Genomic DNA, 13991 nt, shown 5'->3' on the forward strand with positions numbered 1-13991 from the left:
TCACCAATCCACGACGGTGCCGTCGGCGAGGACCGCGTTGCGCGTGTGAAGGACTTCTTGCCGGAAGGGATGATCGGCAATTTCCTTCTCATTGACCTCGAGGCCTAGACCCGGCTTATCCGGTCGATCCCAACGTCCGGGGATCTTGTCGATGGGCCATTCAACAACGCTGTCGTACCAAGGCACGGCGCCCACCATCTCTTCCTGAATGATATGGTTCGGGGTCGAGATGCCGAAGTGCAGCGCGGCGATCCCTGCGATCGGGCCAAGCGGGTTGTGGGGAGCCACGCCGATCCCGGCGGTTTCGCACATTGCCGCAATTTTCTTTGTTTCCCAGAGCCCGCCAGCATGCACGATATCAGGTTGGGCGATGTGGAAAGCGCCGGCTTTCAGCGCCGCATCGAACCCAGCGCGACCCACAATCCGCTCGCCTGCGGCGATCGTAATCGGAGAGGTCCTTGTGAGCTCCGCCAGTGCATCAAGGTTTTCCGGCGGCACCGGCTCTTCCGCGAAGAGGATCCGAGATGGCTCCAGAACCTTGAGGAATTCACGCGCTAGGGAGGCGGAGGCCGGTCTGCCGTGGAAGTCCACCATGATGTCAATGTCAGGGCCCACCGCGGAGCGCAGGGCATCCATGGATTCTCCGACTTGGTCGATAGCCCGGTTTGGGGCGATGTAGTGGGTGTAGGGGATCGATACGACTTTTACTGCGCTGTAGCCGGCCTGGACAACCGCACGTCCGCGTTCGGCCAGCTCGTCTGCACCGGTTTCGTATACCGAGCTCATGTTGCCCATGCCGAGGTGAGTGTAGGTCCTCAGGTGGTCACGTACCTGACCGCCAAGAAGGCGCCACACCGGTGTGTCGAGGGACTTCCCCAGGATGTCCCAAAGCGCGATTTCGATGCCGCTTATCGCGGACATGCCAATGACGCCCATCCGCCAGAAGCTGTGTCGCGTCATGATCTGGTAGCACTGCTCGATGTCGCGAGGGTCCTGCCCGACCAACAAGGGCTGGATGTCTTCTATGGCTCCGACGACGGCCCTTGTCTTCCATTCCAATGTCGCTTCGCCCCAGCCGATGAGGCCGGGTACGTCGGTTTCGACGCGAACGAATACCCAGTTGCGCATCTCGGCATTGCATACGACGGCCGAAATCTTGGTTATATGCACTACGAATCCTCCCTTATTGTAGTATAATTAATGACCGCAAAAATTTAATCAAGAGAGATGAAGCGCGCTCAGGCTCGGGATGAATTGCCGTGCTCAGCGTGGCTGGCAACGGTCCTGACCACGAGATTGCTGGGTCCGCGTCCCTTTGGGGCCTCGTCGGTCTGCGATACAGACTGACGAATCCGTCAGATTCGTGTGGACGGCGCAGCTTCCACCTTAAGATTATTTCGTAGACCCAGAAGAGATGCAGAAAGACGGCAATGCGGCGAGCCAGAGCAACCATCGCCCAGTCGCGCCGCGGCATCTGGCAACATGGGATGGCTATGTCCGGAGTGTATTGCTGCGCCGCCGGTTCAACGTGACCGTGGCCGCCTGGCACAAGGCAACCCTGAGGTTCTCATTTCCGACCTAGGCGATACCGCCTGTGACATTTCGCTCCTCAAATGGCTGTGAGAAGGTATCCGGCCACCCCAGGGCCCTAACCTCTTCGATGACCGGAAGTGCGATGATCGCGCAGGACGCCGTTCGGAGATCCCTTAGGTAGGTGGCGTCAATCATCAGGTTCTTCTTCTAGCCGTACTCAGCAGCCAGTTCCGCCATAGTCTTCGCGCAGAAGCGACTTTCATGTGACTCGATGTTGACAACCCGGTGTTGCGGCATGCGTTGCGCGCCAGCTTCACGAAGGGACTGAATTGGGTCTTCACGGGGATCTCCCTCGGGTGACCCGGGCCCCCGCCTTCGGGCGGGGGGTCACTTTTCATGGGACTTTCAAGCATTCTGCCCTAAGCCCTTGGTTGTCGGATCAGTTCTGGTTGGACTTCCCAACAACAGCCATAAGTAGGGCGAAACGCTCAGAGATACTGGCGATCTCAAGGTACTCGTCCCTGCTGTGCGCGGCGCCACCGACTGGTCCAACACCGTCGACGGTCGGAACTCCCAAGGCGGCCGTGAAGTTCCCGTCGGATCCTCCCCCGGTATGCTGCCATCCTATCTTCATCCCCAACCCGAGAGCAGCCTCGTCGAAAACTGTGGCGAGGTCTCGATTGGCTTCGGAGGCAGGCATGGGCGGGCGGGTCATTCCTCCGCTCACATCGACGGTCACACCTGCGGTAGAGGGGCTGGACTGCAACTCGTCGATCCGGCGACGAACCGCGTCTGCCTGCTCTTGCGTGGAGATCCGCACATCCAGCTCTGCTCGCGCCGCGTCGGCCACGGCATTCACCGAGGTTCCACCTTCAATGAGACCGACATTGAGATTCATGCCCTGAACGAAGTCGGTCAGCTTGTGCAACTCGAGGGTCCAATGGGCGAGTTCGTTGATCGCGCTGGCCCCGTTTTGCGGGTCGACCCCTGAATGGGCGGCCTTGCCGTTGAAGGTGAACGTATACCGGCATGATCCCTTACGGGCGATAACAAGATCGCCGTTGGATCGTGCGGGCTCGAGCACAAGGGCTCGGCGAGTGCGTCTGGCCAGGTCCTCGATCCAGCTGCGGGCATGACGCGAGCCGATCTCCTCGTGACTGTTCACGGCAACGCAGATCGAAGGCGGCACCTTTCCGGCGGTATGGTAGGCTCGCGCGAGGTAGAGCGCGAAGAGCGCCCCGGACTTCATGTCCATCACCCCGGGACCGTAGGCGCGCCCGTCCTTCGTCGAAAATGGGCGCTCGGCCGCTGTGCCCTTGGGGAAGACGGTGTCCGCATGCGCCAGAAGAAGGTAGTCGATCGTGTCGCCGCAGCCAGGGCTGAAGACCTCAAGGCAGGGCGCGAGATCGTCATGGACATGGACCTCGCGGCTGGACCAGCCGAGCTTGGCGAACTCCGCGGCGAAAAAACCGGAGATTTTGCAGACGCCCTCGCGATCATAGCTGCCGCTGTCGATGTTCACCAGGAATTCCAGGTCCGAGAGGTAGCTTGTCAGATCAAACCCGAAAGTGTTCATTGGGTGTCCCTTTCGTGAATTGGGGATACGCTGCCCCCGGGTATCGGGGGCAGCGCTGCTCGTCAGGTGAAGATCACTGCACTGAGCATCACGGCGACGATGCCGCCTGCGAGGGGGATGGCGCCGCGGCGCACGATCTCCATCGGGCTGCATTGCCCCGCGTCACTGACGGCGATGATCACACCTGCCACCGGGGACAGGGAGCGGCCCAGGCCCGCGATGAGCTGCATGGGCAGCAGCATCAGCACGGGCGATGCGCCCAGGCCGCCGGCAAGGGCCGGTGCCATGTGGCCGAAGGAGAAGAACGCCGCGTTGCCGGAACCGGTCACGATGGTGACGAGGATCACTAGGATGCACATCAGGACCGTCATCGCCGTGAGGCCGAAGCCAGCACCTTGAGCTAGATCGATCATGAAACCGACCATGCCGATGGTTGTCAGGCCTGCTGCGAAGACTTCGGCGCAGACAACGAGCGAGACAATGCGCGAGAACATGCCCCCCATGCCATCGAAGAAGGCCATGAAGTCCTTGGAGACCTGGCGCGGATCACCTTTGCGGAAGAACTCGCAGACCAAGCCAAGGAGCGCACCCATAAACATGGCGGTCACCACGCTGACGCTGATCCAGCTGATGAGCAGCTTGGAGAAGATCAGGATAAAGGTCAGCGGCACCAGCGGGAGCAGCGCGTAAAATGCGGGCACGTCGACCTTCTCGGCCGTGCTTGCATTGGCGTTTGCCTCTTGCTCCGCCACATGGCCCGCGCGCTTGTCGAAATACCGTGCGGTGAAATAGGTGAGGATAGCTATCACGGGGATCGTCACGAGGGCAGTTGGGACCTGATACTGGCTGAAGTAGATCGCCACATCGAGGTCAGCGGTCGTGGCCGCGAGGTTTGCGTTGGCGGAGCCAGGACCGAGGTCGAGCACCGAGGTCATGCCGATCATCGTCGCGGCTGCCGCAGGGCTCACGCCAAGCCGAACCAGGGTCGGGAAGAATGTGCCCAGCAGCAGCATCGCAAGACCCGAGGCGGAGGGAATGAAAATGTTGAGGACCTGTCCGACGACATAGCCCAAGGCGAGGACGAGATAGGGCGCCTTGAGCCGCCCCAGCGGACGGATCGCCATGTTCACCATCGCGTCGGTAGCGCCGATATGGTTCATGTACTTCGCGAAGCCGCCCGCTGACATGATGATCAGGCCAAGCCCTGCGATGCGGCCAGCGAGGTTGTCGCTGAAGTAGTCGAAGATATCGAGGAGCGAGAGGCCGGTAGACTCAGACTTTTTGTAGAGGATCGAAGTTTCCGGCTGCACGACCAGCGTCAAGGCGAGCAACAGCATACCCGCCAGAAGCAGGACTGTGTGAGCTTGAAATTTCTTGATGATGAGCCAAGCGGCCGCAAGCGTCACCGCCAGGCCAATGATGAACCCGAGCATATTTTCTTCCTGTCGTTGTGAATCCGACCCTGTTCGGCGGGCCTTGCGCAGCGCAACGGGAGTTGCGCGCTGTCCAGATTCTGTGGTCAGGAAGCCCTAGCAGACTATAAGTATGACATTTATGCATATCTGTTATGGTAGAATCGAATTATCTGATGGATGAGCTATGAACCTTCGCGCCTTGCACGCCTTCTCTGCGGTCATAAGTGAGGGCTCCGTGACCGGGGCAGCCAAAGCTATGAACCTGAGCCAGCCGGCTGTCAGTCGTCTGATTTCTGTTCTGGAAGCTGAGCTGAAATTGAAGCTGTTCCGAAGGGAGGGTCGTAGCCTGAGCCTGACAGATCATGGTCAGGAGTTTGCACGTGAGGCAGGTCGAATCTTGGCAGGAGTCCGCGAGCTCCCTGCGATTGCGGAAGAAATTCGGAACCGTCGGAGCAAGATCTTCAGGGTCGTCAGCATGCCGCGCACCTCGCTGTCCGTCGTCGCGCCAGCTATTGCGCGTTTCTCGGAGGCGCATCCTGACGTCAAGGTGTCGCTGGATGTGAGGTCGCGGCGCGAGCTCGAGAGCTGGATCGCGGGGCGAGAATACGACATGAGTTTCGGGAATGTCCCGATCAGCGTTGCAACGGCGACCAGCGTGCCGCTTGCGCGCGCGGCGCTTGAGGTTTTGATGCCGGTAGGACACCCCTTGGCAGCGAAGGGCGAGGTCACACTACAGGATCTGACCAGCTACGTGCTAATCCAGAACCACCCCGGTCAGATGCTGCGGCGGCAGACGGATGTGCTTTTTGATACTCAGGGCATTCGGATCGAACATGAAATACTTGCCACAACCTCAGGCATGGCGCAGCAACTTGTCGCCGAAGGAGCAGGACTGACGATCCTGGATAGGTTATCCACCTTCGCTACAGACGATCGCGTTGTGACTAGTAGGCCTCTGCTCCCACAAACTTGGGTCAAATTCGGTATCATCCGTCACCGCGATGACGAGCCAAATCCGTTGGTCGATCTTCTCACCGAATTCCTGAGAAACAGGATACGTGAGTGCGCGCAATTGTGCGCCGCCTCCGGCTCGATTGTCTCTATCGAGCGGGGGGGCTGAGGTTCCCAATAGCATGCCCTAAGGCGCGGAGACACGATGCGCAGATGTCTGTCGCAGCAGCCGGAGATGGTTTAGATGATGGAAAGGCCGAGCCCGTTTCCCTGAGCGGTGCTGCCTCCCGAGAGCTTCGTCGGCGGGCCACTGGCGCTGCTGAAGATCGACGACATCGTGCGGCTCGACCTGCCCAACCGCAGCCTCGACATGCTGGTCGACTAGGAAGAGATCGCCCGCCGCAAGGCCGCATGGACGCCGCCGGAGCCGCGCTTCGAACGGGCTGGGGCTACATATTCTCGCGCCACGTCACGCAGGCCGACAAGGGCTGCGACTTCGATTTCCTCGAGCGCTACTTTGGCCGCGCCGCGGGTGACCCCGACATTTTCTGAAGTGACCATGAACAGGCCCATGCTCTACATGCCCCGCGCCTTCGCCACCAGCGAGGGACGCCTCGACAGATACCAGCTCACCGGACCCGATCTGACCGGCCGCGACGGCGAGGTGCGGGCCATGGCCGTCGCTTGCACCGGCAAGGTCGATGCCAGGCTGATGGATCGCTTCCCCGCTCTGGAAATCACCGCGAAGTTCGGCCTCGGCTACCACAGCATCGACGTGGCCGCGGCGTAGGCGCGCGGGATCGTGGTGACCAACACGCCCGACGTGCTGACCGAAGAGGTTGCCGACTTTGCGCTCGGCCTGCTGATCGCCACGTCGCGGCAGCTGCCGCAGGCCGCTGCCTACCTGCGCGCCGGGCACTGCCCGCAAAGCCCTATCCGCTGACCTTCTCGCTGCGGGGTGGAGGATCGGCCCGCTCGGGCTCGGCCGGATCGGGCAGGCGATTGCCGAGAGGATCACCGCGATGAAGCTCGAGGTCGCCTATTGCACCCGCAGGCCGCGCGATCTGCCCACTTGCCCACTTGCCCACTAGCCCGATGCGCTGGCGCTTGCCGAGGTCTGCGACGCGCTGGTGGTGATCGTGCCGGGCGGCGCCGAGACCGCGGGCCTCATCGATGCAAAGGTGATCGAGGCGCTGGGGCCGCAGAGCATCCTGGTCAACGTCGTGCGCGGGTCCGTGGTGGATGAAGCCGCGCTCATCGCGGCGCTGTCGACGGGCAAACCCGGCGCGGCTGGGCTGGCTGTGTTCGAATACGAGCCGCAGGTGCCGCAGGCGCTGATCGAGCTGCAGAACAAGGTGTTGCTGCCGCATGTGGGCTCGGCAACCGAAGTCACCCGCCGGGCGATGGGCGACCGGGTTCTGGACAGCCTCGATGCCTGGTTCAGCGGCGGCAAGGTTCCGGATCAGGTCACCTGAGACGTCCGGGCACTGGAGGCGAAAGCGCTCGCATCGATGCTGTGGGCTCGTCTGCTTCGGGGGCAGGAAGGCGGCTCAGCGACCCTTCATCGCGCGCCAGACCGGGAAGAGCGGCACGTATTTCTCTTCGTCGACCTGCGGGTAGAGCCCGATGATCGGCTCGCCGCCTTGACCTGCTCAATCTCCTCGACGTGTGTCGTTCGCTCATGGTGCCATCCTCCCGTGAGTGAACCTAACGCGCGCGTCCGAACAGACTTTCGTAGATGCAGCTGAGCGCTGTCCTGCCGCAAAGCACCTCAGGCCCCTTTGTGTCAGGGGATAGAGTATCCTTGACAAGCGCCATCCTGTATAACAGGTTTGTCGCACATCATGAGGGCGCCGCGCGCCCCTGTGCCGGATCAGGGAGGAAGAGCTGGCATGACCTACGACACCCGCCGCCGATGGGCGGCGCTGGCCGGGCAGGGGGGGATCCATCCTCGTCACGCTTTTCGGCCTGCTCATCCTGACCTTCGTGATCGGTCGCATCATGCCCACCGATCCGGTCCGCGCCATCGTCGGCGAAGACGCGACCCGAGAGGTCTACGAGACCGTCTATCGTCAGCTCGGGCTCGACCGGCCGATGTGGGAGCAATTCTTCGTCTACCTGCGCGACGTGGCCAGCTTCGATTTCGGCACCTCGATCCGCACCGGCCAGCCGGTGCTTCAGGACATCGTGCACGTGCTGCCCGCGACCATCGAGCTGGCGACCTTTGCCATTCTCTTCGGCGCCGGGGTCGGCATCCCGCTCGGCGTGCTCGCGGCGGTCAAGAAGGACCGCTGGCAGGACCAGCTGATCCGCATCTTCAGCCTGATGGGCCACTCGATGCCGATCTTCTGGACCGGGATGATCGGGCTGCTGATCTTCTACGCCGCGCTCGGCTGGGTCGGCGGCTCGGGGAGGATGAGCCAGTTCTACATCGGCCTCGTGCCCGAGCGGACCAACTTCCTGCTGATCGACAGCGCGCTTGCCGGCGAATGGGAGGTGTTCCGCTCGGCGCTCAACCACATCGTGCTGCCCGCCTCGCTGCTCGGCTACTCGTCTTCGGCCTATATCACCCGGATGACCCGCAGCTTCATGCTCGACCAGCTCGGGCAGGAATATGTGACCACCGCGCGGGTCAAGGGTCTGAGCCGCCGCCAGACCGTCTGGCGCCATGCCTTCGGCAATATTCGCGTGCAGCTTGTCACCATCGTGGCGCTGGCCTACGGCGCGCTTCTGGAAGGCGCGGTGCTGATCGAGACGGTCTTCGCCTGGCCCGGCTTCGGTCAGTACCTGACTTCCAACCTGCTGATCGGCGACATGAACGCGGTGATGACCTGCGTTCTGATCGTGGGGGTGATCTTCATCGCGCTGAACATCCTGTCCGACCTGCTCTACCGCATCTTCGACCCGAGGACCCGATGACCATGTCCGAGACCACGCCCGCGGCCGAGACCCGCCGTCGGAGGCCGCAATCGCTGATCGCCGCCGGGAACATCCTCCGCTTCCTTGCCAAGACCCCCACTTCGGCCTTCGGGCTGCTGGTGCTGGCGGTGCTGATCCTGACTGCGCTCTTCGCGCCGCTCATTGCCACGCATGATCCCTACCTGCAGGATTTGACCAACACGCTGGCACCGCCGGACAGCGCGCATCTCTTCGGCACCGACGAGCTGGGGCGCGATATCTTCTCGCGGCTCGTGCACGGATCGCGCATCACCCTGACGATCATCTTCCTGGTGACCATCGTCGTCGGCCCGCTGGGGCTGCTGGTGGGGACCGTGGCGGGGTACTTCGGCGGCAAGACCGACGTGGCGCTGATGCGGGTCACCGACATCTTCCTGTCCTTCCCCTCGCTGATCCTGTCGCTGGCCTTCGTCGCGGCGCTGGGGCCGAGCCTCAACAACGCGATCATCGCCATCTCGCTCACCGCCTGGCCGCCGATCGCGCGCCTTGCGCGGGCCGAGACGATGACCTTCCGCAGCGCCGACTACATTGCGGCGGCTCGGCTGCAGGGCGCGAGCCCGGCGCGGATCATCTGGAAGAGCATCGTGCCGATGTGCCTGCCCTCGGTACTGATCCGGCTGACGCTGAACATGGCGACGGTGATCCTGACGGCGGCGGGGCTCGGGTTTCTCGGGCTCGGGGCGCAGCCGCCGATGCCGGAATGGGGCGCGATGATCGCCACGGGGCGGCGCTACATGATCGACAGCTGGTGGCTGGTCACCTTCCCCGGTCTCGCGATCCTGTCGGTCAGCCTTGCGTTCAACCTGCTCGGCGACGGGCTGCGCGATGCGCTCGACCCGAAACAGATGATGAAGAGGTGACGGCCATGACCAGCGATCCCATTCTCGATGTGCAGGGCCTGTCGCTGCGCTACCCCGGCGCGGCGGAGCCGGCGGTGCGCGGCGTCAGCTTCACCCTCGGGCGCGAGCGGCTCGGCATCGTCGGCGAGAGCGGCTCGGGCAAGTCCACCGTCGGCCGCGCGATCATGAAGCTGCTGCCCGACGCCGAGATGTCCGCCGAGCGGATGCGCTTCGAGGGGGTCGACCTGCTGCGTGCCTCCGAGGCGCAGATGCTGAAGCTGCGCGGCGCGCGCATGTCGATGATCCTGCAGGACCCCAAGTACTCGCTGAACCCGATCCGCCGCTGCGGCGATCAGGTGGCCGAGGCCTACCGCACGCACGTGCGCTGCTCGAAACGCGCGGCGCACGACAAGGCGGTGGCGATGCTGGCGGCGGTGCAGATCCGCGATCCCGAGCGGGTCTACGGGCTTTACCCGCACGAGGTCTCGGGCGGCATGGGCCAGCGCATCATGATCGCGATGATGCTGCTCACCGATCCAGACCTTGTCATCGCAGACGAGCCGACCTCGGCGCTCGACGTCACGGTGCGGCTGCAGGTGCTGAAGATCCTCGACGACCTGGTCAAGGAGCGCGGCATCGGGCTGATCATGATCAGCCACGATCTCAACCTCGTCCGCAACTTCTGCGACCGGGTGCTGATCATGTACGCGGGCCGGGTGGTCGAGACGCTGGACGCGCGCGACCTCGACCGCGCCACCCACCCCTACACGCGCGGCCTGCTGGCCGCGCAGCCGCGCATCGGCGGGCCGCGCGCGCCGCTGCCGGTGCTTCAGCGTGACCCGTCCTGGACCATGGAGGCCCCAGCATGAAACCGCTCCGCATAGAGAAGATGTCGATCCGCTTCGGGGCGGTGACGATCCTGCCCGAGGTGAGCTTCGAGGTGGCGCCGGGCGAGTGCTTCGGCCTGGTCGGCGAGAGCGGCTCGGGCAAGTCGACCGTCCTGCGCTGCGCCTCGATGCTGCTGGGCACATGGAGCGGTGATGCGAAGGTCGGGGACCGCTCGGTGCGCGAGATGGATCTCATGGAGCGCTGCCGCACATTGCAGATGGTGTTCCAGGACCCCTACGGCTCGCTGCACCCGCGCCACTCTGTGCGCACCACGCTGTCGGAGCCGCTGAAGATCCACCGCCTTGGCGACACCGAAGAGCGGCTGGCGCAGGCGATGCGCGACGTTGGCTTGCCGGTGGATTTCCTCGACCGCTACCCGCACCAGCTTTCGGGCGGGCAACGGCAGCGCGTGGCGATCGCCCGCGCGCTGATCCTCGAGCCCGAGGTTCTGCTGCTCGACGAGCCGACCTCGGCGCTCGACGTGTCGGTGCAGGCCGAGATCCTCAACCTGCTCGTCCGGCTGCGCGAGGAGAAGGGGTTTACCTGCGTGATGGTCAGCCACGATCTGGCGGTGATCGATCACATGTGCGAGCGCTTCGCGGTGATGAAGGCGGGGGATATCGTCGAGGTGCTGCCGCGCGAGGCGATCCTCGATGGCTCGGCCCGGCACCCCTACGCGCAGGAGTTGATCGCCGCGAGCCTGGCCTACGAGGGCGCGGCGTAAGGGTCATTCGGGACCGGGATGGCGACCCCTTCCTGCCGGGCGGCAGGGAGGGGTTTTCATGTGCGCCGGCAGGGGAGTGGGCGGCGCCGCCTGGCAGCAACGGCGCGCCGCGGTCCGGGCAAGCGCCAGTGCACATGAATAGGCGCACCCCGCGGGATGCGCCCTGTTGTCGTCCGCTGTGGCCGGGGTCAGCGCGACTTCACCACGTCCTCGAAGCGCGACACCCAGGGGTCGATCACCACCCCCGAGACATCGTTCTGGAAGGCCGCCGTCACCACCCGCTCCGAGAAGGGCTGGATCGAGGTCACCTTCTGGTCGATCAGCTCCTGGATCTCCTGGTACTGGGCGATCTGCGCGTCGGCGTCTCTCTCGACCAGCGCGCTCTCGATCAGCCCGTTCAGCTCGGCATCCTGGTAGGAGGTGCGCCAGCTCTGGTAGTTGGTCAGCCCCGCCTCCTGGCTGTTGTCGGGGTTGTACACCAGCGCGCGCAGGTTGCTGTCGGGGTGCGGCTGCTGGCCGCCGCCGCCGCGCCCGACCAGAAGCTCGAACTGCCGGTCGCGCATCGCGCCGTAGATCTGCCCGCCGTCGCCGGTGATGATCTCGGCCTTGATCCCCGCCTGCGCCAGCGTGCCCTGGATCGCCGTGGCGCTGTCGAGGAATTCCTGCGTCGAGATCACCCGCAGCGTGGTGTCGAACCCGTCGGGATATCCGGCCTCGGCCAGCAGCGCCTTGGCCTTCTCCACGTCCAGCGCGTAGCCCGGATCGGGCAGGGCGCCAAAGGCGGTGGAGTTGATAACCCGCTGCCGCTCGACCCCGAAGTAGGGCATGATCGCGCCGTTGATGCCCTTGTAGTCGATCAGGTAGCGCAGCGCCTCGCGCACCTTGGGATCGGCGAATTTCTCGTCCGCGACGGAGGCGGCGAGGTAATAGAACCCGGCGCTGGCCTCGGTCTCGACGGTGATCTTCTCGTCCGCCTCGAGCGCCCGCAGGTCGGACGCGGCAAGGCTGAAGCCGACGTCGATGTCACCCTGCTGCAGCCCGAGCCGCTGGCTCTGACTTTCCGGCAGGTGGCGCATCAGCACCCGCTTCATCGCCGGGGACTCGCCCCAGAAGCCGTCGTTGCGGGTCAGGATCACGTATTCATTGGCGCGCCATTGGCCCAGCGTGAAGGCCCCCGAGCCCGCGGAGTTGTTGGTCAGCCAGCCCTGGCCGTGATCGTCGCCGGCGTGCTCCTCGACCAGTTTGCTGTCGAGGATCGAGCCGATGCCGGCCTGCGAGATGTACATCAGGATCATCTTGGGGTCGCCCGGCTCGGGCATCACCATGCGGAAGGTGTGATCGTCCACCACCTGGAACTGCTCGTCGAGCCGCTCGGGGGTGAAGCCGCGCGAATTGAGCCCCGAGGATTGCGACTGGCCCAGGGTCATGACCCGGTCGAAGCTGTATTTCACGTCCGCCGCCGTCACCGGGTTGCCCGAAGCAAAGGTGGCATCCGGGCGCAGGTGGAAGGTGATGCTGAGGTTGTCCTCGCCGACCTCCCAGCTTTCCGCGAGACGCGGCATCAGCGCCTTGGTCTCGGGGTCGAGCTCGACCAGCGCGTCATAGACGTTGTTGAGCACCTGCACCGCCTCGCCGCCGGTGATGGCGGCGGGGTCCATGGTCAGCACGTTGGTCATGGTGAAGGCGACGATCAGCTGGTCGTCCGGCGTCTCGGCCAGCACCGGGCTCGCCCCCGCCAGCAGCGCCGAAAGCGCCACGCCCGTCAGGAAATGTCTCATAGGTTCTCCTCCCAAAGCTCTAGAGACCCGCGCCGGTTCAGCAGACGCGGTTGTTTTCGATGAGGTCGAAATTGATATCTTCGCCCAGACCGGGGCGGTCCGGGACATGGACGTAGCCGTCGCGGTCCATCGGGTCGGACAGCGTGTTGAGGTAGTCGAGCCCGTCGTCATACTCGAGGAACGGGTGCAGAAGCCCGCGCTCGTACCATTTGCAGTTCTTCGAGGCGGCGACGACATGCAGGTTCATCGCGGTATTGCCATGCACCTCGCACTCCATGCCGAAAGCCTCGGCCAGGTGCATCGTTTTCAGCGCCGGGGTGATGCCGCCGACGTCGTTGACCCCGGTGCGCAGGATGTCGCAGGCCCCCGAGGCGATCCACTCGGCGCGGTGCCAGTACTTGCCGGCGGCGCTCTCCGGGCCGACCACGGGAATGTCGAGGTTCTCGGTGAGCCAGCGGTAGGAGGACATGGACTGCTCGTCCATCGGCTCCTCGATCCAGGCAAAGCCCAGCTTTTCCAGCCCGCGGCCCAGTTCCAGCGCCTCGCTGCGCTTGTACCAGTGGAAGGCGTCGATCATCAGCGCGATGTCGGGGCCGACGGCCTCGCGCACGGCGGCGCAGGCCTTCAGATCCATCTTCACGTCGGGCGCCCAGCTGACCGGGGGCATCCAGGTGTGCAGCTTGATGCCCTTGTAGCCGCGCGCCACCAGTGTCTCGGCGAAGCGGCCGTAATCCTCGGGCGTGGCGAGCCCGCCCTCGATCTCGTCGCCGCACATGATCGAGCCATAGGCGAGCACCTTGTCGCGGTAGCCGCCGATCAGCTTGTAGACCGGCTGGTTCAGCGTACGACCCGCGAGGTCCCAGAGCGCGCAATCGATCACCGCGAGCGCCCTGTCGGTGAGCTGCGCCGCCGAGCCGCGCTGCCAATGCGCCAGATCCTGCCACAGCCGCTCGCGGTCGCGGTGGTCCTGCCCAATCAGCACCTTCTTGACGAACTTCTCGATCACATGCGGCCGCGCCACCTCGGGCGGGCAGAAGGAATGCCCCTCGACCCCATCCTCGCTGCGGATGCTGAGGATGGCCTGTTGCACCTCGTGCTCGGGGCCGGGGTGGGCGTGGCCCGCGCTGTCGGAATGGCGGCGGGTCTTGTGCCGGAACACGCGCACGGACACGTCGGTGATGATCACGGGTGGTCTCCTCCTCTCCGCGCTGCCACAAAGCCTCGCGGCAAATCTGTATAACAGGAACGTATGACACATCGCGACGCGCGGTCAACGAGTTTTGCGGTCTCTTTGCCTCGACTGCCGATGTCGCGTGGCGAAGTGGATTG

Annotated in this window: 14 protein-coding genes and 1 pseudogene; 10 read left to right on the plus strand and 5 right to left on the minus strand. The window is 64.1% G+C overall.

The genetic code is table 11. The features are described 5' to 3' along the window. The 3 genes from dgoD to dcuC all read right to left on the minus strand — a co-directional run bounded on the left by dgoD (position 1) and on the right by dcuC (position 4542). On the minus strand, positions 1-1170 hold the full coding sequence (dgoD, locus tag CLG85_RS11095) for a galactonate dehydratase (protein ID WP_095881250.1): 1170 nt from the start codon (positions 1168-1170) through the stop codon (positions 1-3). Between the two features lie 802 nt (positions 1171-1972). Further along, positions 1973-3109 carry a M20 family metallopeptidase gene (locus CLG85_RS11100; RefSeq protein ID WP_095881251.1) on the minus strand — a complete coding sequence of 379 codons (1137 nt, stop codon included), beginning with the start codon at positions 3107-3109 and terminating at the stop codon, positions 1973-1975. Between the two features lie 62 nt (positions 3110-3171). Further along, positions 3172-4542: a C4-dicarboxylate transporter DcuC gene (dcuC, locus tag CLG85_RS11105; protein WP_095881252.1), complete on the minus strand. Its 1371-nt coding sequence runs from the start codon at positions 4540-4542 to the stop codon at positions 3172-3174. Between the two features lie 166 nt (positions 4543-4708). On the opposite strand from dcuC, the gene CLG85_RS11110 reads away from it, so the two are divergent. The 10 genes and pseudogenes from CLG85_RS11110 to CLG85_RS11155 all read left to right on the plus strand — a co-directional run bounded on the left by CLG85_RS11110 (position 4709) and on the right by CLG85_RS11155 (position 10884). Next, positions 4709-5644 carry a LysR family transcriptional regulator gene (locus tag CLG85_RS11110; RefSeq protein ID WP_260348890.1) on the plus strand — a complete coding sequence of 312 codons (936 nt, stop codon included), beginning with the start codon at positions 4709-4711 and terminating at the stop codon, positions 5642-5644. A 108-nt stretch (positions 5645-5752) separates the two neighbouring features. Then, positions 5753-5860: a dihydroxy-acid dehydratase domain-containing protein gene (locus CLG85_RS11115; RefSeq protein WP_235865323.1), complete on the plus strand. Its 108-nt coding sequence runs from the start codon at positions 5753-5755 to the stop codon at positions 5858-5860. Between the two features lie 26 nt (positions 5861-5886). Continuing rightward, a complete protein-coding gene (locus tag CLG85_RS11120; RefSeq protein WP_235865324.1) occupies positions 5887-6027 on the plus strand; it encodes a hypothetical protein in 141 nt (46 codons plus the stop codon). A 7-nt stretch (positions 6028-6034) separates the two neighbouring features. Then, positions 6035-6265 carry a Rossmann-fold NAD(P)-binding domain-containing protein gene (locus tag CLG85_RS11125; RefSeq protein ID WP_141244462.1) on the plus strand — a complete coding sequence of 77 codons (231 nt, stop codon included), beginning with the start codon at positions 6035-6037 and terminating at the stop codon, positions 6263-6265. A gap of 12 nt (positions 6266-6277) precedes the next feature. Beyond that, positions 6278-6418, plus strand: a complete 141-nt coding sequence (locus CLG85_RS11130; protein ID WP_176476501.1) for a hypothetical protein — start codon at positions 6278-6280, stop codon at positions 6416-6418. After that, positions 6372-6950, plus strand: a pseudogene (locus CLG85_RS11135) (NAD(P)-dependent oxidoreductase). The gene CLG85_RS11130 and the pseudogene CLG85_RS11135 overlap by 47 nt, the downstream one beginning before the upstream one ends. A 472-nt stretch (positions 6951-7422) precedes the next feature. Beyond that, entirely contained in the window at positions 7423-8394 is a 972-nt protein-coding gene (locus CLG85_RS11140; RefSeq protein ID WP_260348906.1) for an ABC transporter permease, read from the plus strand. Beyond that, on the plus strand, positions 8391-9293 hold the full coding sequence (locus tag CLG85_RS11145) for an ABC transporter permease (protein ID WP_176476474.1): 903 nt from the start codon (positions 8391-8393) through the stop codon (positions 9291-9293). The genes CLG85_RS11140 and CLG85_RS11145 overlap by 4 nt, the downstream gene beginning before the upstream one ends. Before the next feature lie 5 nt (positions 9294-9298). Further along, the gene (locus CLG85_RS11150; protein WP_194138144.1) at positions 9299-10141 is read left to right on the plus strand and encodes an ABC transporter ATP-binding protein; all 843 of its coding nucleotides are present in this window, start codon (positions 9299-9301) and stop codon (positions 10139-10141) included. Further along, positions 10138-10884: an ABC transporter ATP-binding protein gene (locus CLG85_RS11155; protein ID WP_260348891.1), complete on the plus strand. Its 747-nt coding sequence runs from the start codon at positions 10138-10140 to the stop codon at positions 10882-10884. Before CLG85_RS11150 ends, CLG85_RS11155 begins: the two co-directional genes overlap by 4 nt. A 188-nt stretch (positions 10885-11072) precedes the next feature. Here CLG85_RS11155 and CLG85_RS11160 read toward each other — a convergent pair whose 3' ends face one another. Further along, entirely contained in the window at positions 11073-12662 is a 1590-nt protein-coding gene (locus CLG85_RS11160) for an ABC transporter substrate-binding protein (RefSeq protein WP_095881463.1), read from the minus strand. Positions 12663-12699: 37 nt separating this feature from the next. Further along, positions 12700-13848: a mandelate racemase family protein gene (locus tag CLG85_RS11165; RefSeq protein ID WP_095881464.1), complete on the minus strand. Its 1149-nt coding sequence runs from the start codon at positions 13846-13848 to the stop codon at positions 12700-12702. Positions 13849-13991: the final 143 nt, after the last annotated feature.

The sequence above is a fragment of the Alloyangia mangrovi genome (assembly GCF_002300555.2).
In the GTDB taxonomy this organism is placed as follows: domain Bacteria; phylum Pseudomonadota; class Alphaproteobacteria; order Rhodobacterales; family Rhodobacteraceae; genus Salipiger; species Salipiger mangrovi.